The following is a 22,652-nucleotide window of genomic DNA, read 5'->3' on the forward strand; positions in this document are numbered from 1 at the left end:
TGATGGCGTGAGGCGATCTGGTTTTCGCCGATGAATCGGCTCCTACAGGAGCGGCGGAATGAGGCCGGCTGGCGTGACGGCGATGATCTTTCGACCTGCGGCGGCACTGACTTCGCGGAGCCCGGTCAGCGTGCCGAACGCGGGCAACATACCGACATCGTGATCGAAGACGAAAGCGGGCAGCCGATGCCGTCGCCAACCGTCGCGTACGACAACGCCCGGGTGGACGTGGCCCGCGAGCGTGTATGCCCCGGCGTGCGGGGCCGGATGGTGCGAGAAAACGAAGGGCGCGACGTCGAGCCGGTCCGGTACGACCTCGATACCGAGCGAACGCACGTCGAAGTGGCGGTCGTGGTTGCCGGCGATCAGCAGCACGTCGAGATGCGGGTGGGAGCGGCGCCACGCACGTACACGTTCCACCCATCCGCTCTTTTCCGTGGCCGCGCCGTGGACGAGGTCGCCGAGTACGGCGAGGCGCTCCGGCGCGAACTCGCGAATCAGGTCATCGAGTCGCGCTAGATCGTCATCCGTATCGCCGCTTGGTACGGCGATGCCCGCGCGACGGAAGACCGCGCCCTTGCCGAAGTGCACGTCCGAGACGAGCAACGTTCGTCGCGCCTCCCAGTAGATCGCGCGTTGCGCATGCAGGGTCAGCCGCTCGCCGGCGACATCGATATCGTGCGTCATCATGGCTCGGCATCCGCTTCGAGCGTGGCGCGCATCCGTTCGACGCGGCTTTTCCAGTCATCGGTGGCGATGCCGCCACGCAGGCGTTCGACCCAGAGCGGAAAGGCCAGGGGACTGAGCCGCTTCGGCTCGCGCCAGAGCAGGCGTGAGCGCGCGACGCGGAGCAGGCACGCGCGCAGTCGCGTGTAGTCAAGCTGCTGGTCCAGCACCTCCCGTTCGGCTTGCCAGAGCAGGGGATGGGTCGGGTCGTGCCGACGCAGTACGTCGAACAGAAGGCCACTCGACGCCTGCAGTTGGCGCATCGTCTTGCCAGCCGCCGGATAGCCGTTGAAGACGAGTCCGGCTACGCGCGCGATCTCGCGGAATTGTCGCCGGGCCAGTTCGGTGAGGTTGACGCTGGCCAGGATGTCCGTGCGCAAGCGTGCCGGATGCAGCAGTTGCCGCATGGCATCGGCGTCCAGCGGCGGCATGCGCGCGGCCGTGAGGGTTAGGCCGTAGTCGTTCACGGCGTAGCCGTAGTCGCCTGGATGGATGCGAGCGAGCCGGTAAGCCAGCACGGCGGCGAGGCCTTCGTGGGCAAGACGGCCGGCAAACGGGAACAGGAACAGATAGTCGCCTTCGCGCGTGCGGGTCCGCTCGCACAGCGTTTCGTCGAGCGCGGGGACCGCTGATCGGCTGCGCTGGATGGCCAGCAAGGGCGCGAGCGTGCGCATCTCGGCACTGCGTGGCGCCCCTTCGGCCAACGTGCGGCGCAGCTCGTCGGAGAGTTCCCCCGATAACGGAAGCTTGCCGCCCATCCAGCGCGGCACGCCGCCGCGACGGTTCGGCGCGGCGCGCACGTAGGCGGTCATGTCGCGGATACGCACGAGTTCGAGGTTTCGTCCGGCGAACAGGAAGCGATCGCCCGGGCGAAGTCGCGACAGGAAGCTCTCTTCGACCGTGCCCAGTCGCGCGCCTTTCATGTAACGAACCTGCAGGCTGCCATCGGACGTGATCGTGCCGATCGACAATCGGTGCATGCGTGCGATGCGTCCGCTGTCGACGTGGTAACGGCCGTCGGTCAGGACGAGCTTCTGGTATTCGGGGTAGCTTGCGAGCGCCGTGCCACCCGTACGCAGGTAGGCGAGTACGGCGTCGAAACGCTCGCGGGGAAGCTGCGCATAAGCGAGTGAGGAGGCGATCTCCGCATACGCGTCGTCCGCCGTGAAGCCACCACCGAGCGCCATCGTCAGCAGGTGCTGCGCAAGGACGTCGAGACAGCCGCGCATCGGGTGGCGCGGCTCGAGGTGGTCCTCCGACAGCGCGCGACGTGCCGCGGCGATTTCGGCGAGCTCGAGCAGATGGGTGGGCACGCAGAGAATGCGCGAGGGCATGCCGGGCTGGTGGCCGCTTCGGCCCGCCCGCTGCAACAGGCGCGCGATGCTCTTCGGACTGCCGACCTGGAGCACCTGTTCCACGCTGGAGAAATCCACGCCGAGATCGAGGCTCGAGGTGGCGACAACGCAGCGTAGCGTGCCCAGGCGCAGGTTTTCTTCCGTGGCAAAACGAAGCTTCGGATCGATCGATCCATGATGCAGCGCGAGCGTCTCCGGCGGTCCGGGCCATACGGAAGCCAGGGCCTCGTGCCAAAGCTCGGCTTGCGAGCGGGTATTCGCGAAGACCAGGCTGGTCCGTGCCGCGAGGACGGCGTCGAGCACGCGGGGAAGCTGGGACAGGCCCAGATGCCCGGCCCACGGAAAACGTTCGCCCCCGTCGGGGAGTGCCGTGTCGATATGGGTTTTCTTGCGCGAGGTGCCGCCGATGAGTACGCCGTCACCGGCGAGCGAGTGCAGCGCTTCGTCGAGGTTGCCGAGCGTGGCCGACAGGCCCCAGGTTCGCAGCGCTGGCAGCCAGCGGTGCAGGCGTGCGAGCCCGAGCTGGAGCAAGGTGCCGCGCTTGTTGCCGATGAGCTCGTGCCACTCGTCGACGACGATGCCGCGCAGGTTGGCGAAGCGCTCGCGCGCATCCGGATAGCTGAGCAGCAAGGCGAGGCTTTCCGGTGTCGTGACCAACAGCTCGCACGCGCCCCGGCGCAACCTGGCGCGCTCGGCGCTGCCGCTGTCGCCCGTGCGCCTTAGCACGCGCCACGGCAGCCCCATGGCTTCGACGGCCGCCGTGAGGTGCTGCGCCGTGTCGGTGGCGAGCGATCGCAGGGGCGTGATCCAGATCAGTTGCAGACCCGTCTGCGGACGCAGTAACGCGTCGATGAGTGGACCGCCTGCCGCGGCGAGGGTCTTGCCCGTGCCGGTCGGCGCGTGGATGAGACCGTTCCTGCCCTCCGCCCAGGCACGCCATGCTGCGCGTTGAAACGCCGCGGGCCGCCGCTCCTGCGCGGCGAACCAGGCGATCAGGCGGGCCTCAGCCCGTCGCCAGGCGGCGGAGGTCGTCGAGTTTGTCGGCATCGCGTATCGCGAGGTCGGTGCGCCAGCGGAGGATGCGCGGGAACCGCACGGCCACACCGGCCTTGTGGCGGCCCGAGGCCTGGATGGCTTCGAAGGCGAGTTCGAAGACGTGCGTCGGTTCCACCGACCGGACCGGGCCGAAGCGATCGATGGTGTGCGCACGTATCCAGCGGTCGAGGCGGCTGATCTCGGCGTCGTCGAGGCCGGAGTACGCCTTGGCCACGGGAACCAGTACCTCGCCATCCCACACGCCGAAGGTGTAGTCGGTAAACAGGCCCGAGCGACGACCGTGGCCCGGTTGGGCGTAGAGCAGCACGGCGTCCACGGTGTAGGGATCGACCTTCCACTTCCACCAGTCGCCGCGCTTGCGGCCGACGCGGTACGGTGACTCCAGGCGCTTCAGCATCAAACCTTCGGTCTGCCGCTCGCGCGACTCGGTACGGACGGTTGCAAGCGCATCCCAGTGTTCGCCGGTGACGACGGGCGAGATCATCACGGTCGGTCCGTGCCCGTCGACGAGGCGTTCGAGCGCTGCTCGCCGGACACGGAGAGGCTGTTCACGCAGATCGAGGCCGTCGAGCTCGAGCAGGTCGTAAACCATCAGGCGCACCGGTGTATCGGTGAGCAGCTTGGCGCCCGGCTTCAGCTTGCCGATGCGCTTCTGCAAGGCAGCGAAGGGCAGGGGACGATCACCATCCGGTGCCCAGGCGAGAATCTCGCCGTCGAGGACGCAACCGTCGGGCAGATTCAGCGCCGCCCGTTCGAGTTCGGGGAATCGACCATCGAGGCGTTCCTCACCGCGCGACCAGATCAGCACGCCGCCGTCGCGCCGCATCAGCTGCGCGCGGATCCCGTCCCACTTCCATTCGGCCAGCCAGTCCTCGCGCTCGCCGAGGCTGGCGATGTCGTGCTCCAGTGGCGACGCGAGAAAGAACGGGTAAGGCCGTTCGCCGGCGTGTTCGTCGGCACGCTCGGGCCCGGCGAGGGCTTCGAAGGCGGCGGCGCCGGGCTTCCATGTACCGGTCAGGCGATGGGCGATCAGATCGGTGGGCAGCGAGGACCATTGCGCGATCGCCTGCACGACCAGCCGGTGTGACACGCCCACGCGCAGCGAGCCGGTCAGCAGCTTGTTGACGAGGAAGAGCTGATCGCGGGGAAGCGTGTGCCACCACTCGCGAAGCAAGGCCATGCGTTCGGCGGACTCCAGCTTGCCGAGCGATGGCAATCGCGCCTCCATCCACACGTGCAGTGGCGTGTCGTCGGTGGCGTCCTCCGGTGTGGGCAACATCAGCGCGACGGTCTCGGCCAGATCGCCGACATGGGCGTAGCAATCGTCGATCAGCCAGTCGGCGTAACCGGTTTCCGCCGCGAGCGCGAGGCGAAGTTCGGTCGACGTCGCCGTGCGCTTCAGCTTGCCGCCGCCGAGGACATAAACCGCCCAGGCCGCGTCGAGGGGCGGTGCGTCCCTGAAATAGGCCGCCATCGCATCGCGCTTGGCGGAGGTCGAGGCGGTGCGGTCGAGCGCCTCGAACAGCGCAGCGAAACGGCGCATCAGTCGCCTTCCTCGCTGTCACGCACGTCGACCGCGGAGCCGCCCAGCGAACGGAGTGGTCGGGCATCGTGGCCGGTTTCGCGCAGATGGCGGATGAGCGCTTCGCCATCGCCGTGGGTCACGTAGATCCGCTTCGCGCCGCAGTCGCGCACGCTTTGCAGCAGGCCCGGCCAGTCCGCGTGGTCGGAAACGATGAAGCCGCGATCGTAGCCGCGCCGACGCCGTGCGCCACGCACCTGCATCCATCCCGAGGCGAATCCCGTCGACGCTTTCGCGAAGCGACGCATCCAGGGCGATCCCGCCGCGGAGGGCGGTGCCATGATCAGCTCGCCGGCGAAGTCCTTGCCGCGTGCGGACTCGCTGACCGGTTGCGTGGGAAGCATGCGCACGCCGGCCTCGCGATACGCTTCGACCAGGCGCAACATCGCGCCGTGCAGGTGCACGGTGCGATCGGTGCGCGCGGCAAGCTCGGCGAGAATACGCTGGGCCTTGCCGAGCGCATAGCAGAACAGGACGGCGGGGACAGCGCGTTCGGCACATTCGTCCAGCCAGGCGAGCATCTCGCCAATCACCGTGTGCATCGGCGGCCAACGGTAGATCGGCAGGCCGAAGGTCGACTCGGTGACGAAGACGTCGCAGGGCACGGGTTCGAATGGGACGCAGGTAGGATCGGGATCGCGTTTGTAGTCGCCGGAGACAACAGCCACCAGGCCGCGACCTTCGATACGCAACTGTGCCGCCCCGAGCACGTGGCCGGACGGATGCAACGACAGGCGTGTGTCGCCGAGGGTGAACGACTCGCCGTACGCGAAGTCACGGATCGTCGAGGTCGCCCCCAACCGTTCGCGCATCAGCCCCAGACCGGCGCTCGCCACGTGATACAGCTCGCTGCCCGACCTTGCGTGGTCGCCATGGGCATGCGTGACCACGGCACGCGGCACCGGAAGCATGGGGTCGATGAAGAAGTCGCCCGCCGGGCAATACAGGCCTTCGGGGCGCGGAAGAAGCAGATCGCTGTCCATCGCCGCACGGTAGGCGGCGAGTCGTCAACGCGGCGAAAACAAACGGTCAGGCGACGAACTGCAGCCTGGCCAGTTCGGCGTAGAGACCGCCTTCACGCAGCAACGCCTCATGCGTGCCCTGGGCGACGATCCGGCCGCCGTCCATGACGACGATGCGGTCGGCGCGCTGCACCGTGGCCAGGCGATGGGCGATGACCAGGGTGGTACGACCCTTCTCCAGTCGCTCCAGGGCGTGCTGGATGGCGGCTTCCGACTGGGCATCGAGCGCCGAGGTGGCCTCGTCGAGCAGGAGCAGCGGCGCGTCGCGAAGGATGGCGCGGGCGATGGCGACGCGTTGCTTCTGGCCCCCGGAAAGACGCACGCCGCGCTCGCCGAGCATGGCGTCGTAGCCTTCCGGCAGGGCCTGGATGAAGCCGTCGGCTTCGGCCAGGCGCGCGGCTTCGCGTACTTCCTCGTCGCTGGCATCCTCGCGGCCGAAACGGATGTTGTCCGCGGCGCTGCCGCCGAAGATCACCGTTTCCTGCGGCACGAGGGCGATCGCGCCACGCAATTCGGGCAGCGCCAGGGCGCGCAGTTCGACACCATCGAAGCGGATCGAACCGGCGACCGGATCGTGGAAGCGCAGCAGCAAGCTGAAGACCGTGCTCTTTCCGGCGCCCGATGGGCCGACGAGGGCGACGGTTTCGCCAGGGGCGATCTCCAGATCGAAGCCGGACAGCGCGGCGACGTCGGGTCGCGACGGATAGCGGAATTCCACCTGGTCGAAGCGCAGCGCGCCGGTCACCGGCTGCGGCAGCGGATCGGGCGCGTCCGGCGTGGCGATGGTGGCTTTCTCGGCGAACAGTTCGCCGATACGTTCCATCGCACCCGCGGCCTGCAACACATCGCCCCAGACCTCAGACAGGCCGGCGACGGAGCCGGCCGCGAAGATGGCATAGACGACGAACTGGGTCAGTACACCCGGTGCGAGCTCGCCGGCGATGACATCGCGGGCACCTGCCCAGAGCACGAGGGTGATGGCGCCGAAGATCAGGACGATCACCGCGGCGGTGAGCATCGAGCGCATGCCGATGCGACGACGCGCCGTGGCCAGTGCCAGGGCGATGGCGTTCGCGTAGCGGCGGCTCTCGATGGGCTCACGAGCGTAGGCTTTTACGGTCTGCGCGGCGTTGAGCGTTTCGTTGGCGACGGCAGCGGCATCGGCGAGACGATCCTGGCTGTGACGGGACAGCTTCTGGACACGGCGGCCGAAGATGAGGATCGGCAGCATGACGGCGGGAATCACCAGCGCGGTGAGGCCGGCCAGGCGCGGACTGGTCCAGGCCATGGCGGCGGCCGAGCCGATCAGCATCACGGTGCTGCGCAGTGCGACCGAAATGCCGGAGCCGACCAGGGTCTGCACCAGTTCGGTGTCGGTGCCCAGGCGCGAGGTGAGTTCGCCCACGCGCGTGCTTTCGTAGAAGCCGACATCCAGGTGGATGACGTGCCGATATAGTGCGCTGCGCAGCGCGGCGAGGGAACGCTCTCCCAGCAGGGCGATGAAGAAGTAGCGAGCGGCAGTGGCGAGGGCAAGCACCACGGCGAGGCCGAACAGCGCCAGGAAGGTCCCGTTGATCGTCGCCAGGTTCGAGGCGAGGAAGCCCTTGTCGATGATGTGGCGCAGGGCGACCGGCAGTAGCAGCGACGAGCCCGACGAGATACCGAGGAAGAACAGCCAACCGATGGCCAGGTTCTTGTGTGGCCTGAGGAAGGGCCAGAGATTGCGCAATGCGCCGATGTTCCGTGACTTCTCCCTGCGTTCTACGGTCATGCGCGGCTCATTGCTCTGGTCATTTGCCAACGGATGGGGCCACCCGGTGCAGTATTCAATCGATCCGGCGCGGCTGGATGCGCCCCCGGCTCATATCGACCAGCCGCGCGGCGATGGCGTCGAGGCGATCCAGCGGGGCCAGCACGATCAGTTCCGCACCATCTGCGACGAAGGTTTCCTGCTCGATGGTACCGTCCATCTCGCGAATCCGCGCGGTGAACAGCGCGATGTCGGCGAAGTCGCAGTGCATGAATAACCGACCGATGGCGACGATGGCGACGCGCGGCGCGAGCCTGAGGCATTCTGCCGCGGTGCCGCCATAGGCCCGGGCAAGGCCGCCGGCACCGAGCTTGATACCGCCGTACCAGCGCGTGACCACGACGACCACGCGGTCGCAGCCCTGGCCATCGATGGCTTGCAACATCGGGCGTCCCGCGGTGCCGCCCGGCTCGCCATCGTCGTTGAACCGGTAGGCGTCGCCGATGCGGTAGGCCCAGCAGTTATGCGTGGCGGTCGCGTCGCCCACGGTCTCGACGAAGGCGAGCGCCTCCGCCGTACTACCGACCGGCGCTGCCTGGGCGAGGAAACGGCTTTTGCGAATGTCTTCCTCGTGCCGCCACGGCGACGCGAGGGTTTCCAGCGGAACGCTCAAGGCCCCAGGTCGCGCAGATCTTGGGGCAGGTCGTAGTGCGGGTAGCGCTGACGTAGGTCGCGCAGTTCACGCAGCGCCTGCGTGCGATCGCCACGGTCGAGCAGGCGTCGGATCTCACCGACACGGTCGTCGGGGCCAAGGACGGTGGGCACCGTCTTGCGCATGAGCATGCCCGAGGAGACGGGCGCGGGTGCGGCCGACACGATCGCGGCCTCGGGTTCGGCCTCGGCCTTGGCCGCTGCAGGTGCGGGTGGGGCTGGCGGTGCGGGTGGCGCGTACGGTTCCGGAGGTGCGGCCGGAGCCGCTGGAGCCCATGGCGCCGGTGCCGCCACGGGCGCGGCGGCTGGCGGTGCGGACACGTCGAGGCGGATGGCCTTCGGGGTCGCGGCGGGAGCGACGGCGCGATGTGTCGCAGCCCGCTGCGCGGGCATCGCAGATGAATCGGCTCCCACACGAGCGGAAGATGAATCGGCTCCTACACGAGCGGAAGCGGCGCCTGCGCGAGATGCCTGGGATCCCGCATCGCGGGGCTTGCTCAGGTCTGCTGTGGGAGCCGCTTCAGCGGCGATGCTCTCCGCCACGCGCCCGTCCTGGCTATTCGTCGTTGGGCCTTCCGCCGCAGCCGGCCTAGCGACCCTCGGGATCGTCGACGTCGCAGGCGGTGGCAGCTCCCGCACCTGCCAGGCCACTCCGACGGCGAGGACGAGCACGGCGGCAGAGGCCACGGCGACCGGCCAGCGCGGACGACGGTTCACCGGCACAGCCTGGGCCGCCGCGGCAAGCACGGCGGCATCGAGCGACGCATCCGGCTCGGTCTTCGGCAAACGCGCGTACAGCGCCGCGAGCTCGCGTTCGTCGGGCAGGTCGTCGTCGATGGGTGGGGGCGTCATCTGGGTCATGTCATTCGGCAACGAGTTCGCGGATTCGGGCCATGGCGTAGCGAAGTCGCGATTTCGCGGTTTCGCGTCCTACGCCGGTGACGGCGGCGATGTCCTCCAGGGAAAGTTCGTTCTCCATGCGCAACACGAAAGCGGTGCGCTGTTCGTCCGGCAGGCTCTCGATGGCGCGTTGCATGCGCCGACGCAACTCGAAATCCGACAGCGCGTGCTCGGGTTGTTCGCGTTCCGGTGCGGCCTGGGTCGCAAACACCGCTTCGGCTTCCTCCGCACCGGCCTGCGGGCGTTGCTTGCGGAAACTGTCGATCGCCAGGTTATGCGCGATCTGCAGCAGCCAGGTGCTGAACTTCGCTTCGACACGATAGCGCTGACGCGCCGCGATCACACGACTCCAGGTTTCCTGGAAGAGCTCGTCGGCGACTGCACGGTCCTTTACCGTCTTCAACAGGAACCGGTAGAGGGGACCTTTGTGTCTGGCGTAGAGCTCGGTGAAGGCAGCCGCGTCCCCACCCGCCCAGGCGAGCATCAGTCCGCCATCGTCGGCCAGGGGGGCATCCATGGCCGGGGAGGGTAAGGCATTCGGGTGGGGTTCGGCGATGGGCAGGTTCGTGGTTCCGGTGGATCGCCGATGAATCGGCTCCTACATGAGAAAATGCGCCGCTTTCGGGTAGGAGCCGATTCATCGGCGAAAGGTTGCTCGCCTCAGTCAGCCAGCTTCTCGCCTCAGCGAATGAAAGCCCCGGCCACCGGCTGCCCGGTCTGCATGCCGCCGGTCAGCGCCGCCAACCTCGCCATGCCGGCGCGATAACCACCCTCGTCCTTGCCGAGCGCGCCTTGCGCCAGTGTCGCGACTTTGTCGTAGCCGAAGTCGTCGGCGTATTTCCCGCCTCGCAGGTTCTCGGCGAACGCGGCAGCGGCGGCGGCGAACCGCAGGCGCTCGCTGGGCGAGGCGGCCACGCGTGCCGACAGCGGTTCCTCGATCAGCTTGCTCGCGCCACCCTCGGGAGCCTTGTAGCGCAGACGAAGGAAGGCCAGCTCAGTGCCCTTTGCCTCGGCGGGTGCGTTGCCGTAGCGCAGGGGATCCACGCGCGCACCGGGCGCACCCTTGAGCGTGATCTCGTAGAGGGCGGTGACATTCGCGCCGGCACCGATCTCGCCCGCATCGACGGCATCGTTATTGAAGTCCTCGCGGGCAAGCACGCGCTTTTCGTAGCCGATCAGGCGGTATTCGGCGACGACGCCTGGGTTGAACTCGACCTGGATCTTCACGTCCTTCGCAATGGTCATCAGCGTCGCCGACATCTCGTCGACAAGAACGCGTCGTCCCTCGTCGAGGCTGTCGATGTAGTGATGGCTACCATTGCCGACGTCGGCGAGTTCCACGGCCATTTCATCGTTGTAGTTGCCCTCGCCGAATCCGAACGTCGTCAGCGCCACACCGCTCTTGCGCTTCTCGGCGATGCGATCCTTGAGCGCCTGGACACCCGTCGTGCCGACATTGAAATCGCCGTCGGTCGCTAGGATGACGCGGTTCACGCCGCCCTTGATATAGCCCTTCATCGCTTGCGCATAGGCGAGGTCGATGCCCGCTGCGCCATTCGTGGAACCGCCGGCACCGAGCGCATCGATGGCGGCGGTGATCGTCGCGTGCCGATCGCCTGGCGTGGACGGCAGCGCCACGCAGGTGGCGCCGGCATAAGTCACGAGCGACACGCGATCCTGCGCGCGCAGCTTAGGCACGATCTGTTTCAGCGACGCCTTCAGCAAGGGCAGCTTGTCCGGTTCATCCATCGACCCGGACACGTCGACGAGGAAGACCAGGTTCGCCGCGGGAATCTCGCTGGCGGGTACCTTGTAGCCCTGGATGCCGACCATCAGCAGCTGCCGTTGGCTGTTCCACGGTGCAGGCGCCAGTTCGGTCGTTACGCTGAAGGGGCGCGAGCGATCCGTCGGCGGCGCGTAACCGTAATCGAAGTAGTTGATGAACTCTTCCGTTCGCACGGCATCGGCCGGCGGCAGACGACCTTCGTTGAGCATGTGGCGAACGTTGGTATAGGAGCCGGTGTCCACGTCGATGCTGAAGGTGGAGACCGGGTCGCTGGCGGCGAGGTGTACGGCGTTGGCGTTGCGATGCTTGTAGTTGTCGCGATCGGTCGCGTACTGCGCGGGCAACATCGGGCCCATGATGCCGCCCATCGGTACGGGCGACCGCTGGATCCTGGACATCACGGGTGCGGCGACCGTCGGTGATGCGCTGGTGAGAGCATCGGCTTCGGCAATGGGCATGGGCGCAGGCGGAGCGGCAGGCGGCGGTGTGGCCAGCGCGACGGCCGCCCGCGAACTCGATTTCGCCGCCACGGCCATCGGTATCGGCAGCGGACGACCGGGCCCGTAGCCGCGTACCGCCTGTTCGCAGGGTGCGTCATTGACGGGCGCTGGCTCGGCGGCGATGTGCGGGCGAGACGAGCCATCGGAGGCGGCGCTACCCGCCGCGACGACGAGGCCGGCAAAAAGCAGGGGCAGGGTGATGCGTAGCGTATTCATCGTGCGTGACCTCGTGGGGGACATGCAGATGAAACGTGGGTGTTGGCGAAAAGGGGTTAAATATTCTTCGGCGATCCGCTCAGGACGCGCGACGGCTCCAGGCGCGCGTCGCCCTGCGCGCCGATGCGATTACGGCCGGCGTTCTTCGCACGGTAGAGCGCCCGATCGGCGGCGTTGAGCAGGTCCAGTGGTCCGCCGTTGGCATTGGCCAGCAGGGTCGCCACGCCGATCGTGATGGTCAGCACGCCGAACGGGCTCAGCGGGTGCACGATGCCTTGCGCTTCGACCTGGGCGCGGAGGTCTTCGGCCAGGGCTACCGCGTCGGCGAGGCGGGTACCCGGCGCGATCACCGCGAACTCCTCGCCGCCGAAGCGGGCGATGAAGTCGCCGGCACGCAGGCCGCGACCGGACAGCACCGAAGCGAGTGCGCGCAGGCAATCGTCGCCGGCGAGATGGCCGTAGCGGTCGTTGTATTCCTTGAAGAAGTCGACGTCGAGCATAAGCAGGGCGATCGGCTCGCGCTGGGCGGGACGGTGCCATTCGCGCAGAAGGCGTTCATCCAGCGCGCGGCGGTTCGCCAGCCCGGTCAGGCTGTCGGTAAAGACCAGGCCCTGCAATTCGTCGCGGCTGCGCGAGAGGCGAAATTCCTCCTCGACCAGATCGACCTGCGCCAGCGTGCCGCGCAGGCCGATGCCGATCACGGCGGCGATGGCGCCGCCAATGCCGAGCGACGGATAGACCGGGATCACCATCAGGCCGAAACCCAGGACGCTCATGGCGAGGAAGGTCGGGCTGGCACTCTGCACGAAGCGGATCAGGTACACCGGCGGATGCCAGTGGCGTTGCGGTTGCCTCGTCATGGTGACGATGAACAGCGCGAGGAAGGGCAGGTCGAGCAGGGCGTCCCAGGAGGACGTGCCGAAGTCGGGATGGCCGTTGAGCGCGACGTAGTGGTTGTACGAGTAACCGGATATCGCGTAGACGACGAAAAAAGCCATGACCGCGCGGAAGAACGCATGATCGTCGGCGCGATCGGTGGCGACGAAGCGCAGCAGCGCGGCGACGGCCAGGCACACGTTCTCGAAGTCGAGCATGTAGGCCACGTCGACTGCCTGCTGCGGGCCTATCGCACCTTCGAGCGTCACGATGGAAAAGGTACGGATGTAGAACAGCACGCCGAGCAGGCCAGCCAGGACCAGGTCGATCGCCATGGCCCATTTCTTTCGCGCCGCGACGGGCGCGGAGGAGACGGCGACGAGCACCGGCAGGACATACAGGATGTAGAAGAACATGCTGTCGCCGGGCGCCGGGTTGGAATTGTCGAGCACGTAGTTCTGTCGTGCCGACAACGACATGCCGATCGTCCACAACCCGAGGCTGGCCAGGAGGAGCCACCAGCGGTGGTCACGCGGCGTGCCCGAACGCATCCAGGCCCGCCATGCACTGAATATGGCAAGGGCGGCCACGGAGAAGAAAAACGTGTACGAGAGTGCCATGCCACTGTCGGGCAGGACCGCCAGCGCGGCGGCATGGGCCGCGACGATGGCGGCCGCGGCGATGAATGCTTTCATGGCGTGCCTCCCCCGACCTGCAACGCATAGATCATATCGGCGGGCGGAGCAGGAAGTTGAGTTTCATTCCGCCGAATTTTACGGTTTGCGAAATGATAAATGTGAAGGTCACGCCCCGCTCCGAACCACCTCCTCGATGTCGCGGGTTTCCAGGATGGTCTTTGCATAGCCGTGCCGGGCCAGGGCGAGCAGGGCGCGCCCGACCGTCTCGGTTGTCGCCACGGTATAGGGCATGAGGGCACGGAAGATCGGCAGGATCGGCGCCATCAGCGGATAGAGCACGCGGTAGGCGCGCGTGCGCGACCGGGCGCCGTTCATGGGCTGGATGGCCCCCGGCCGAATGGCGTGGACGCGTTTGAACGGCAGCCGGGCCAAGGTGTTTTCCGTGCGCCCACGGATGCGAGCCCACATGACTTTGCCGGATTCGCTGCTATCGGCTCCGGCACCGGAGACATAGACGAAGGTCATCGCCGGATTGAGCCGGGCGAGCGTGGACGCGGCGGCGAGGGTCATGTCGTAGGTCAGATGCGTATAGGTCGCCTCGTCCATGCGAAACGAGGTCACGCCGATGCAGAAGAAGCAGGCGTCGAAACCGCCAAGCCTGTCCTCGATGGCGCGGTAATCGAACAGATCTGCCTGGACCAAATCCTTCAGCTTGGGGTGGCTGGCCCCACTCGGCGACCGTCCGATGGCGACGACCTCGTCGACATCGGGTGCGAGCAGGCATTCGCGTAATACGCCCTGGCCGACCATACCGGTGGCGCCGAATAACAGGATTCTCATGCCGGTGTCCTCAGTAGGCCGGGAAGGCGGGCATGGCACCGGCACCGATGTCGGTCGAACGGCTGACCTCGGCCCAACGCTGGTCGGTTTCGTGGCGTGCCTGCTCGACCTGGGCTGCGAAAGTCGCTGCGTCACTGCCCAGCAGCAGTCGCACGGGCGGACGCGGATGCGCGGCGAGGCGGAGCACGACCTCGGCAACGCGCACCGGATCGCCGGTTTCGTTGCCGGCGTAACCGGACAGCATGTTCCGCAGGGCCCCGACGCTGCCCTCATAGTCCGGCAGGAAAGGCGGAAGATCGGCGCCTGCGCGGCGCGCCCAGTCCGTACGCATGCCGCCGGGCTCGATCGCGGTGACATGCACGCCCAGGGCACCCAGTTCGGTGGCGAGGACCTCGGAGAGTCCGCCAACCGCCCATTTCGCCGCCTGATAGGCCGACATGCCGGGGGTGCCGATGCGTCCGCCGACCGAGGACACGTTGATGACGCGGCCGCTGCGACGCTCGCGCATCGGACGGACCGCGGCGCGGGTGAGGTTCACTACGCCGAACAGGTTGGTTTCGATCTGCGCGCGATAGTCGGCCGATGACATCTGCTCGAAGGGCACGAGCTGCCCGTAGCCAGCGTTGTTGACCAGCACATCCAGCTGGCCGAAGGCGTCCAGTGTGAAGCGCACGGCGTCGATGCACGCGGCTTCGTCGGTCACGTCGAGCGAGGTGACTTTGAGGGTATCGGGGAAGCGGGCGCGAAGCGCCTCGAGCGTTTCGACGCGTCGCGCGGTGGCGACAACGCGATGACCTGCCGTGAGCGCGGCTTCGGCGATATCGCGACCGAGACCGGCGCCGCTTCCGGAAATGAGCCAGACCTGTGACATGGGGAGTACCTCTTAATAGTGAGTGAGTACGCACTCGATTAATTGAATGAATAAAAGGCGCGTATCAGCCCGAGCCGATCGCGCGCCAGATGGCTTCGAAGCCGGCATGTCGATAGTCGGCGGCCTGGGCCGGGTTTTGCGCCATGAAATGCATGGTGGTTTCGGCCACGGCCGTGATGATTCCCGCCATGAAGCCGATCGGTTGCCCCTGGCGGAGGGCGCCCGATGCCATGCCTTCGTCAAAGAGGCCGGCGATGTCACCGAACACCCGTTCGCCTTCCACACGCGTTGCCGCCGTGATCCGCTCCGACACGGTGAGTTGGGCCATGGCGATGCGCAGGGCGGGTTCGGCCATGCCCCAGTCGAGGTAGCGGTTCCAGACGTGCTCGAAGCGTTCTTCGATGGGCGCGCGGGAGGGATACCCCTCGTACATCGTTTCGCGCAGGCTGCTTTTCGCGTCCAGATAGAGCGCGTTGAGCAGCAAGTCCTTGTCGGCGAAGTAGGTGAAGATCGATCCCTCGGCCACGCCTGCCAGTTTCGCGATCAGCGACGTCGGCGCGCCGACACCGCGCTCCGCTACGCCCTGGGCGGCGGCGGCGAGGATGGCGCTGCGTTTTTCTTCGCTTTTGAGGCGGGCCATGACGGGGCGATAATAAGTGAGTGCTTGCTCATTATGGAGGTTGGAGGGCGTAATGCAAGCACCCTTTCGCCGATGAATCGGCTCCTACACAAAGCCGCCTCCCATGAAGGACCTCGCGCCCCTGTGGGAGCCGCTTCAGCGGCGATGCTCTTATCAGGCAGCCCGAATAGCGCCCTTGGCAATGACCGGCCCGGTGGGCTGGCCGGTCGGCGACCCACCGACCGGCTCCAGCGAGACAGCGAGGGCGGCCGTCGGACCAAGGCGGTCGAGCAGGGCCTTGTCCAGGTGGAAGCGTTTGGGATCGCCAGGCGGGAAGACGCCGACCGAGATCGGTGCGCCACCGGACGGGATCAGCCACAGTTCGGTGTTGCGGTCCGCGGCGACGGCCGCAGGGCTCGCCGGTACGACGAGGAGTTCGGAGCGGTCGATGTCCATGGTGGCGGTCCAGCCGGCGACGCCGTTGTCGCCGGCGATCGTCGAGACCATGAGGACCGAGGGGTGGACGGCGACGGACGGCGCGACCGGCCGGTTCAGTGTGACCACGAGCAGGCACGCCGCGACCGCCGTGGCACCGACGCCGATCCAACGCCACAGTCCCAGGCTGTCCCAGGCGCTGGCGCGCGGGCGCGAGGGCCCGCCGACCGGCGCTGCCTTATCGAAAGCGAGACGCCGACGAATGCCCGCCCAGACATGGGCGGGTGGCGCCACGTCGGTGACTTCCATGGCCAGGGGTGTGAAGTGTCGCTGCCACAGCGCCACCGCCGCGGCGGCCTCGGGATTGCTCTGGACCTCCCGTGCCACGGCGGCTCGCGCATCGGCGTCGAGCAGGCCGAGTGCGTACTCGGCGTAGCGCAGGTTGTCCTTGTCGGATTCGAAGCTGCTGTTCATGGATTGAGGCATGCCCTGAGTTGCAGGAGACCACGACGAATCCAGCTTTTCATGGTGCCCAGGGGCACCTTTGCACGTTCCGCCAACTCGTTATACGTAGCGCCGCCGAAAAAGGCTTCACGGATCGAGCGCCGCTGCTGCATCTCCAGTTCCGCCAGGCAGGCCTGCAGGTTGCGGTATTCCTCGTCGCTCTCGGCGCCGTGCGCGGGGCCCGGGCCCTCGTCGACGAGGGTCTCCCAGTCCACCTCGACCGGACGCAGGTCGGGGCGCTGACGCAGGCGGTCGATGGCCTTGTTCCGGGCGACCGTCACCAGCCAGGTGATCGCACTGGACAGCTTCGCGTCGAAACTCCGCGCACGCTTCCAGACGGTGACAAAGGCCTCCTGGAGCACCTCCTCGGCTTCGTCGCGATCGCCCATCAGCCGCAGGCAGACGCCGAACAAGCGCGACGACGTGCGCCGGTACAGCTCTTCGAAGGCGCGCTGGTCTTCGTCCGCCGTACGTTGCAACAGTCGATTCAGCTCATCGCGGTCGGCGGGGCTGGTGGCTGGCATGCGTGGGTCCTTATGCGGTCGGTCGGTGGATCGGGGCGGGGCGATCTATAACATGACCACGGTCGATACGTCGCGATCCGCATCCGCTCTTCACGCGGGCTCGTATCCACTGTCGCCATCCCTTCCGAGGACGACTTAATCCGTGAGGCTTCTTTCATCCGCCCCGATCGTCCCCTTCGCCGCTGCCGCCTGCCTGGCCAGCGCCACCGCGGCCGCCACGGAGCGCTTCGTCGGCGACGCGTATGCGCCCGACAACGGGCAGCTGCTTTATCGGGAGGTCCATACGGTCGGCGCCGGGCGCCAGGTGGTGCAGTACCAGTGTCCCGACGGCAAGGCCTTCGCGCGGAAGGTCCTGGAAGGCGGAAACACGGTCATCGGCCCGGATTTCAGCTTCGTTGACGCGCGTAACGGCGATGCGGAGGGCGTGCGTTCGAGCGGTGGCACCCGCAGCGTGTACGCCAAGCGCGGCGCGGCGAGCGAAGTCGCCAAGCCTTTGCCAGACAAAAAGGACGGCGTGATCGATGCCGGCTTCGACGTTTACGTGCGAACCCATTGGGACAGCGTCGGCAAGCGCGGCGACGGCATTCCCTTCCTGTTGCCCGGCCGCTTCGCCTTCTACAACGTGCGCCTGATCGATGGGGAAACCAGCGACGGGGTACGGCGCATGACGATGAAGCTCGACGCCTGGTACGCCTTCGCCGCACCGACGGTCGTGCTCAGTTACACCACGGCCGACCGCCTTTTGCGCCGTTTCGAGGGCATGGGCTCGATCCGGGGTGAGAACGGGAAGCTGCGCCAGGTACGCATCGAGTTCCCACCGGCCAAGCGTGAAGGCAACCTCGCGGACGCGGCCGTGGAGCAGGCACTGGCCGTAAAACTCGACGGTCGCTGCAGCATCTAGGCCATGTTCGTGCATCCGTGACCCGCAACGGCCCGTATAGGTAAGGGAACGCCACGGGAGTCCGCATGAACGTCCACCCCAACGCCACCCCTGAGTCACCGCCGGTGGCCCTTCGCGTCGGCACCTTGCGCCGGTGGTTCGATACATCCACCGCCGCGCCGGGCGACGCGGCGCGGGGCGATCGCATCGACTGGCTCCGCGCCTCGCCCTTCGTGGTGATGCACCTGGCCTGCTTCGGCGCGATCTGGACGGGTGTCTCGCCGGTGGCCCTGTGGGTCGCCGTGGCCCTGTATGCGATACGGATGTTTGCCCTCACGGCGTTCTATCACCGCTACTTCTCGCATCGCACGTTCCGTACCTCGCGTCCGGTGCAGTTCATCTTCGCTCTGATCGGTGCGAGCTGCGTACAACGTGGCCCGCTGTGGTGGGCCGCGCATCATCGCCATCACCATCGTCATACCGACACGCCGCTGGACCCGCATTCGCCGTCCGTCCACGGTTTCCTGTGGAGTCATGTCGGCTGGTTCCTCACGCCGAACGGGTTTCGCACCGAGATCGCGCGTGTGCCCGACCTTGCGAAGTACCCCGAACTTCGCTGGCTGGATCGCTTCGATACGGCCATCCCGGTCCTGCTCGCCGTCGCGTTGTTCGGCGTCGGCAAGGTGCTCGAGCACGCGGCGCCGGGCCTGGGTACGACCGGCTGGCAGATGCTGGTCTGGGGATTCTTCGTATCCACGACCGTGCTGTTCCACGCCACCGTGACGATCAACTCGCTGGCGCATCGTTTCGGTCGTCGCCGTTTCGATACGGCCGATGACAGCCGCAACAATATCTGGCTCGCGCTGCTGACGTTTGGTGAGGGCTGGCACAACAACCACCATTTCTTTCCGGGCACGGTGCGCCAAGGTTTCCGCTGGTGGGAAATCGACCTGACCTACTACGGCCTCCGTGCGATGGCGTGGCTCGGTCTGGTACACGACCTCAAGCCGATTCCGGCCTGGGTCGCGGCGAAGGCGAAGGGCTGAACATGCGCATCGCCGTCATCGGTTCGGGCATCGCAGGGCTGGCTTCGGCATGGCTACTGTCGCGCAGGTATGCGGTGACCCTGTTCGAAGCCAACGACTACCTGGGTGGCCACACGCATACGCACGATATCGCGATGGGCGACGGCAACTACACGGTCGACACGGGTTTCATCGTGCACAACCGGGCCCATTACCCGTTGCTGTCCACGTTGTTCGATGAACTCGGCGTCGCGACGCAGCCGACCACGATGAGCTTCTCGGTGCGTAATCAGGCCAGCGGCCTGGAGTACAACGCGGCCAACCTCGATACCCTGTTCTGCCAGCGCCGCAACCTCGTGTCTCCGCGCTTCCTCGGCATGATTCGCGACCTCATGCGTTTCTACCGCGACGCGCCGCGCCTGCTCGACGACGCCGGCGACGGCCCGACCCTGGGCGAGTACCTGGAGCGTGGGGGCTACGGTGTCGCGTTTCGCGACGAGCATCTCGTGCCGATGGCCTCGGCGCTCTGGTCGTCGCCCTCGGCAGCGGTACTCGGTTTTCCCGCCCGTTACCTCGTGCAGTTCATGGCCAACCATCAGATGCTGAGTCTCTCCGGGCGACCGGAATGGCGCGTGGTGAGCGGCGGGTCGCGACGCTACGTGGATGCGATGCGCGCCCGCTGGTCGGTGACCGAACGTCTGAATACGCCGGTCGTCACGGTGCGCCGTCACGACGACGGCGTCGACCTGGTCACGCATGCCGGCACGTACGGTTTCGATGAGGTGGTGCTTGCCTGTCATAGCGACCAGGCGCTGGCCTTGCTGGCCGACGCCGACGGGGCCGAACGCTCGATCCTCGGTGCGATGACCTATCAGGCGAACGATACTGTCCTGCATACGGATGCGTCGCTGCTGCCGCGGTCACGCAAGGCGTGGGCAGCCTGGAATGCCTTCATTCCCGCCGATCCGGGTGACGCGTGCACGGTCAGCTATTGCATGAACCTGCTGCAGGGCTTCGAGTCGCCGGAGCCGTTCGTGGTCACGCTCAATCGCACCAACGCCATCGATCCTCGGCGCATCCTTCGGCGCATGAGCTACCAGCACCCGGTCTACACGCATGCCTCGGTCGCCGCGCAGATGCGCAAGATCGAGATCCAGGGACGGCGCCGTGCATGGTTTGCCGGTGCGTACTGGGGCTGGGGCTTCCATGAGGACGGCATGCGCAGCGCCGTGGAACTCGCGCGCGACTTCGAGCGCGGGTTGGCCCTGCGGGGCAGGGCGGTCGCATGAGCGAACGCTTCGCCAGCGCGGTCTACGAAGGCGTCGTGACACACCACCGTCACGCGCCGCACGATCATGCGTTCCGCTATCGCATGGCCCAGCTCTATCTCGATCTGGACGAACTCGACCGGGTGTTCGCCGACCGCTGGCTGTGGTCGGCGACGGGGCGCAACCTGGCCGAGTTTCGGCGCTCGGATTACCTCGGTCCGCCCGAACATTCGTTGGCGGATGCGGTGCGTGATCGTGCAGGCGCGTCGCTGGGTTATCGCCCGGCGGGTCCGGTGCGCGTACTGACTCATGCGCGCTACGCGGGCATCGTCTTCAACCCGGTGACGTTCTATTACTGCTACCAGGCCGACGGCACGACGCTCGATTGTGTCGTCGCCGAGATCACCAACACACCGTGGCGCGAACGGCATAGCTACGTGCTTGGAGTGCAGGGAGACGCGGACGGGCACGTCGTCGACCAGACCTTCCCCAAGGCCTTCCATGTCTCGCCGTTCATGCCGATGGAACGCGAGTACCGCTGGCGTTTCACGCGCCCGGGCGAGCGCCTTCGCGTGCATATGGACGTATTGCGTGACGGCGTTCGCGAGTTCGACGCGCATCTGTCGCTGCGCCGCCGCGAGCTCACTGGCGCTTCACTGGCACGTGTGCTCTGGCGATATCCGCTGATGACGGCGAAGGTCGTCGGTGCCATCCATTTTGAAGCGCTGCGCCTATGGATCAAACGCAATCCCATTCACGATCATCCGGTGAGAACGCCATGAACGCCATCATCAGGAACGGAGACGCCGTGCCGGCCGTGCGAGGGCGGCACGTTTTGCGCCGCATGCTGCTGGCGCGGATGCAGGGCATGCGCCATGGGCGACTGATCATCGACGATCCTTTGGGGCGTGTGGAGTTGGGGCAGGGCCCAGACACTCACCCGGAGCTGGTCGTGCACGTGCAGGTCGATGACCTGGCTTTTTATCGGGCCGTTGCCGCCAATGGCAGTGTCGGTGCCGGTGAGGCCTTCATGGACGGCCTGTGGCGTTGCGACGATCTCGTCGGTCTCATCCGCTTGCTCGTGCGCAACCGCGATCTTCTCGATGGCATGGAGTCCGGGCTCGCGCGTCTGGGTGGCCTGGCGATGAAGGGGTGGCATGCCCTGCGCCGGAATACGCGCGAAGGCAGTCGCCGCAACATCGCCGCGCACTACGATCTCGGCAACGATTTCTTCGGCCTCTTCCTCTCGCCGGACCTGATGTATTCGTCCGCGCTGTGGGACGGTGAGGACGACACCCTCGCACTCGCTTCGACGCGCAAGCTCGACCGTGTCTGCCAATGGCTGGACCTGAAGCCGGGCGACCGGGTCATCGAGATCGGTACGGGTTGGGGGGGGTTCGCAGTGCATGCCGCCCGGCATTACGGTTGCCACGTCACCACCACGACGATCTCGCGCGAGCAGCACGCGCTAGCCGCGCAACGCGTCGAGGAGGCCGGCCTGGACGACCGCGTGACCCTGCTTCTGGAAGACTACCGGGACCTGGTTGGCACCTACGACAAGCTGGTGTCGATCGAGATGATCGAGGCGATCGGTGCGCCTTACCTCGATACCTATTTCGCCACACTCGGCAGTCTGCTTCGTCCGGGCGGCCGTGCGCTCGTGCAGGCGATCACGATCGAAGACCACCGCTACGCGCAGGCGCTGGCCTCGGTCGATTTCATCAAGCGTCACGTGTTTCCAGGCAGTTTCATCCCGTCGATCCAGGCGATGCTGGCGGCCAAAACGCGTGTCACGGATCTGGCGCTGGTGCGCCTGGAGGACTTCGGCATCTCCTACGCGCGGACGCTCGAGGCGTGGCGCGAGCGGTTCCTCGGCAGTCTCGGCCAGGTGCGCGGGCAGGGCTTCGACGAACGCTTCATCCGTTCGTGGGAGTTCTATCTGGCCTATTGCGAGGGTGGTTTCCGTGAACGCTCCATCGGGGTGTCGCATCTGCTGATGGAAAAGCCGTTGCACGGGAGCGTGCCGGGATGATCGCTACCTGGACCAGTCTGATCGGCTACCAGGCGGTCTGGTTCGTCGCGGTCATCTTCGCCGGGCGCGGCCAGCCCTGGCCAGGAGTGCTCGCGGCGCTCGCCTTCGTCGTCTGGCAGCTCGGCGTGACCACGCAACGTCGCAGCGCCTCCTGGGTGCTCGCCATCGCCCTGGTCTGCGGCGTCGTCATCGACGGTCTTGTACGCAGCCTGCATCTGGCCGACTACGCCGCTGCCTCGCCCGCGGTACCCGTCGGTGGCGCGCCCGTGTGGATTCTCGGCCTCTGGGCCTGTTTTTCGTTAACGCTGAGTGGCCCGTTGCGCGCCCTGGGTACGCGCCCGCTGCTTGCCGTGGTGCTCGGCGGCATCGGTGGACCCCTGGCTTATGCGGGTGCCGCACGCGGCTGGGATGCGCTGACGTTCCACGCGCCGGCGTGGCGCGCCCTCGCCGTACTCGGCGTGGGCTGGGCCGTGGCGATGCCGCTGCTCGCGGCACTGAATCACCGATGGTCGCTCGCGAGGACACCTGCATGAGCA

At 66.9% G+C, this 22,652-nt stretch carries 21 protein-coding genes; 6 read left to right on the top strand and 15 right to left on the bottom strand.

The window, feature by feature from the left end; translation table 11 throughout:
* Positions 1-42 precede the first annotated feature (42 nt).
* From pdeM to AC1DYM_RS11815, 15 genes are all read right to left on the bottom strand, one after another.
* Positions 43-690: a ligase-associated DNA damage response endonuclease PdeM gene (pdeM, locus tag AC1DYM_RS11745; protein WP_477338446.1), complete on the bottom strand. Its 648-nt coding sequence runs from the start codon at positions 688-690 to the stop codon at positions 43-45.
* Positions 687-3,128, bottom strand: a complete 2,442-nt coding sequence (locus AC1DYM_RS11750) for a ligase-associated DNA damage response DEXH box helicase (protein ID WP_477338448.1) — start codon at positions 3,126-3,128, stop codon at positions 687-689. Before AC1DYM_RS11750 ends, pdeM begins: the two co-directional genes overlap by 4 nt.
* On the bottom strand, positions 3,085-4,680 hold the full coding sequence (locus AC1DYM_RS11755) for an ATP-dependent DNA ligase (RefSeq protein WP_477338450.1): 1,596 nt from the start codon (positions 4,678-4,680) through the stop codon (positions 3,085-3,087). The genes AC1DYM_RS11750 and AC1DYM_RS11755 overlap by 44 nt, the downstream gene beginning before the upstream one ends.
* Positions 4,680-5,702 carry a ligase-associated DNA damage response exonuclease gene (locus AC1DYM_RS11760; RefSeq protein ID WP_477338452.1) on the bottom strand — a complete coding sequence of 341 codons (1,023 nt, stop codon included), beginning with the start codon at positions 5,700-5,702 and terminating at the stop codon, positions 4,680-4,682. Before AC1DYM_RS11760 ends, AC1DYM_RS11755 begins: the two co-directional genes overlap by 1 nt.
* A 46-nt stretch (positions 5,703-5,748) precedes the next feature.
* Positions 5,749-7,512, bottom strand: a complete 1,764-nt coding sequence (locus tag AC1DYM_RS11765; protein WP_477338454.1) for an ABC transporter transmembrane domain-containing protein — start codon at positions 7,510-7,512, stop codon at positions 5,749-5,751.
* A gap of 55 nt (positions 7,513-7,567) precedes the next feature.
* A complete protein-coding gene (locus tag AC1DYM_RS11770; RefSeq protein WP_477338456.1) occupies positions 7,568-8,164 on the bottom strand; it encodes an IMPACT family protein in 597 nt (198 codons plus the stop codon).
* Positions 8,161-9,063: a hypothetical protein gene (locus tag AC1DYM_RS11775; RefSeq protein WP_477338458.1), complete on the bottom strand. Its 903-nt coding sequence runs from the start codon at positions 9,061-9,063 to the stop codon at positions 8,161-8,163. The genes AC1DYM_RS11770 and AC1DYM_RS11775 overlap by 4 nt, the downstream gene beginning before the upstream one ends.
* Position 9,064: 1 nt before the next feature.
* Positions 9,065-9,619 carry an RNA polymerase sigma factor gene (locus AC1DYM_RS11780; RefSeq protein WP_477338460.1) on the bottom strand — a complete coding sequence of 185 codons (555 nt, stop codon included), beginning with the start codon at positions 9,617-9,619 and terminating at the stop codon, positions 9,065-9,067.
* Between the two features lie 164 nt (positions 9,620-9,783).
* Positions 9,784-11,604 carry a vWA domain-containing protein gene (locus tag AC1DYM_RS11785; protein ID WP_477338462.1) on the bottom strand — a complete coding sequence of 607 codons (1,821 nt, stop codon included), beginning with the start codon at positions 11,602-11,604 and terminating at the stop codon, positions 9,784-9,786.
* Positions 11,605-11,660: 56 nt separating this feature from the next.
* Positions 11,661-13,175 (bottom strand): GGDEF domain-containing protein, encoded by a 1,515-nt coding sequence (locus AC1DYM_RS11790; protein ID WP_477338464.1) that lies wholly within the window; start codon positions 13,173-13,175, stop codon positions 11,661-11,663.
* 108 nt (positions 13,176-13,283) lie between these two features.
* Positions 13,284-13,958, bottom strand: coding sequence for an NAD(P)H-binding protein (locus AC1DYM_RS11795; protein ID WP_477338466.1), 675 nt, complete (start codon positions 13,956-13,958; stop codon positions 13,284-13,286).
* Between the two features lie 10 nt (positions 13,959-13,968).
* Positions 13,969-14,829 carry an SDR family NAD(P)-dependent oxidoreductase gene (locus tag AC1DYM_RS11800; protein WP_477338468.1) on the bottom strand — a complete coding sequence of 287 codons (861 nt, stop codon included), beginning with the start codon at positions 14,827-14,829 and terminating at the stop codon, positions 13,969-13,971.
* Between the two features lie 64 nt (positions 14,830-14,893).
* Positions 14,894-15,469, bottom strand: coding sequence for a TetR/AcrR family transcriptional regulator (locus AC1DYM_RS11805; RefSeq protein WP_477338470.1), 576 nt, complete (start codon positions 15,467-15,469; stop codon positions 14,894-14,896).
* Positions 15,470-15,622: 153 nt separating this feature from the next.
* Positions 15,623-16,357 (bottom strand): anti-sigma factor, encoded by a 735-nt coding sequence (locus AC1DYM_RS11810; protein ID WP_477338472.1) that lies wholly within the window; start codon positions 16,355-16,357, stop codon positions 15,623-15,625.
* Complete coding sequence (locus tag AC1DYM_RS11815) at positions 16,354-16,911, bottom strand: sigma-70 family RNA polymerase sigma factor (RefSeq protein WP_477338474.1); 558 nt, start codon at positions 16,909-16,911, stop codon at positions 16,354-16,356. Before AC1DYM_RS11815 ends, AC1DYM_RS11810 begins: the two co-directional genes overlap by 4 nt.
* Positions 16,912-17,053: 142 nt before the next feature.
* Between AC1DYM_RS11815 and AC1DYM_RS11820 the strand changes: the two genes are divergently transcribed.
* From AC1DYM_RS11820 to AC1DYM_RS11845, 6 genes are all read left to right on the top strand, one after another.
* On the top strand, positions 17,054-17,812 hold the full coding sequence (locus AC1DYM_RS11820; RefSeq protein ID WP_477338476.1) for a hypothetical protein: 759 nt from the start codon (positions 17,054-17,056) through the stop codon (positions 17,810-17,812).
* 65 nt (positions 17,813-17,877) lie between these two features.
* Entirely contained in the window at positions 17,878-18,837 is a 960-nt protein-coding gene (locus AC1DYM_RS11825) for an acyl-CoA desaturase (protein ID WP_477338478.1), read from the top strand.
* A 2-nt stretch (positions 18,838-18,839) separates the two neighbouring features.
* A complete protein-coding gene (locus AC1DYM_RS11830; RefSeq protein WP_477338480.1) occupies positions 18,840-20,105 on the top strand; it encodes an NAD(P)/FAD-dependent oxidoreductase in 1,266 nt (421 codons plus the stop codon).
* Positions 20,102-20,866: a DUF1365 domain-containing protein gene (locus tag AC1DYM_RS11835; RefSeq protein WP_477338482.1), complete on the top strand. Its 765-nt coding sequence runs from the start codon at positions 20,102-20,104 to the stop codon at positions 20,864-20,866. Before AC1DYM_RS11830 ends, AC1DYM_RS11835 begins: the two co-directional genes overlap by 4 nt.
* Positions 20,863-22,116, top strand: coding sequence for a class I SAM-dependent methyltransferase (locus AC1DYM_RS11840; protein ID WP_477338484.1), 1,254 nt, complete (start codon positions 20,863-20,865; stop codon positions 22,114-22,116). Before AC1DYM_RS11835 ends, AC1DYM_RS11840 begins: the two co-directional genes overlap by 4 nt.
* Positions 22,113-22,649: a DUF2878 domain-containing protein gene (locus AC1DYM_RS11845; protein ID WP_477338486.1), complete on the top strand. Its 537-nt coding sequence runs from the start codon at positions 22,113-22,115 to the stop codon at positions 22,647-22,649. Before AC1DYM_RS11840 ends, AC1DYM_RS11845 begins: the two co-directional genes overlap by 4 nt.
* The last annotated feature ends 3 nt before the right edge of the window (positions 22,650-22,652 follow it).

It is taken from the genome of Luteibacter sp. P1_D3 (assembly GCF_056406135.1).

What these genes read in the sequence shown, in the direction of transcription:
- pdeM (WP_477338446.1), bottom strand. Translation starts at nt 690, where the DNA reads ATGATGACGCACGATATCGATGTCGCCGGCGAGCGGCTGACCCTGCAT.
- AC1DYM_RS11750 (WP_477338448.1), bottom strand. Translation starts at nt 3,128, where the DNA reads ATGCCGACAAACTCGACGACCTCCGCCGCCTGGCGACGGGCTGAGGCC.
- AC1DYM_RS11755 (WP_477338450.1), bottom strand. Translation starts at nt 4,680, where the DNA reads ATGCGCCGTTTCGCTGCGCTGTTCGAGGCGCTCGACCGCACCGCCTCG.
- AC1DYM_RS11760 (WP_477338452.1), bottom strand. Translation starts at nt 5,702, where the DNA reads ATGGACAGCGATCTGCTTCTTCCGCGCCCCGAAGGCCTGTATTGCCCG.
- AC1DYM_RS11765 (WP_477338454.1), bottom strand. Translation starts at nt 7,512, where the DNA reads ATGACCGTAGAACGCAGGGAGAAGTCACGGAACATCGGCGCATTGCGC.
- AC1DYM_RS11775 (WP_477338458.1), bottom strand. Translation starts at nt 9,063, where the DNA reads ATGACCCAGATGACGCCCCCACCCATCGACGACGACCTGCCCGACGAA.
- AC1DYM_RS11780 (WP_477338460.1), bottom strand. Translation starts at nt 9,619, where the DNA reads ATGGATGCCCCCCTGGCCGACGATGGCGGACTGATGCTCGCCTGGGCG.
- AC1DYM_RS11785 (WP_477338462.1), bottom strand. Translation starts at nt 11,604, where the DNA reads ATGAATACGCTACGCATCACCCTGCCCCTGCTTTTTGCCGGCCTCGTC.
- AC1DYM_RS11790 (WP_477338464.1), bottom strand. Translation starts at nt 13,175, where the DNA reads ATGAAAGCATTCATCGCCGCGGCCGCCATCGTCGCGGCCCATGCCGCC.
- AC1DYM_RS11795 (WP_477338466.1), bottom strand. Translation starts at nt 13,958, where the DNA reads ATGAGAATCCTGTTATTCGGCGCCACCGGTATGGTCGGCCAGGGCGTA.
- AC1DYM_RS11800 (WP_477338468.1), bottom strand. Translation starts at nt 14,829, where the DNA reads ATGTCACAGGTCTGGCTCATTTCCGGAAGCGGCGCCGGTCTCGGTCGC.
- AC1DYM_RS11805 (WP_477338470.1), bottom strand. Translation starts at nt 15,469, where the DNA reads ATGGCCCGCCTCAAAAGCGAAGAAAAACGCAGCGCCATCCTCGCCGCC.
- AC1DYM_RS11810 (WP_477338472.1), bottom strand. Translation starts at nt 16,357, where the DNA reads ATGAACAGCAGCTTCGAATCCGACAAGGACAACCTGCGCTACGCCGAG.
- AC1DYM_RS11815 (WP_477338474.1), bottom strand. Translation starts at nt 16,911, where the DNA reads ATGCCAGCCACCAGCCCCGCCGACCGCGATGAGCTGAATCGACTGTTG.
- AC1DYM_RS11825 (WP_477338478.1), top strand. Translation starts at nt 17,878, where the DNA reads ATGAACGTCCACCCCAACGCCACCCCTGAGTCACCGCCGGTGGCCCTT.
- AC1DYM_RS11830 (WP_477338480.1), top strand. Translation starts at nt 18,840, where the DNA reads ATGCGCATCGCCGTCATCGGTTCGGGCATCGCAGGGCTGGCTTCGGCA.
- AC1DYM_RS11835 (WP_477338482.1), top strand. Translation starts at nt 20,102, where the DNA reads ATGAGCGAACGCTTCGCCAGCGCGGTCTACGAAGGCGTCGTGACACAC.
- AC1DYM_RS11840 (WP_477338484.1), top strand. Translation starts at nt 20,863, where the DNA reads ATGAACGCCATCATCAGGAACGGAGACGCCGTGCCGGCCGTGCGAGGG.
- AC1DYM_RS11845 (WP_477338486.1), top strand. Translation starts at nt 22,113, where the DNA reads ATGATCGCTACCTGGACCAGTCTGATCGGCTACCAGGCGGTCTGGTTC.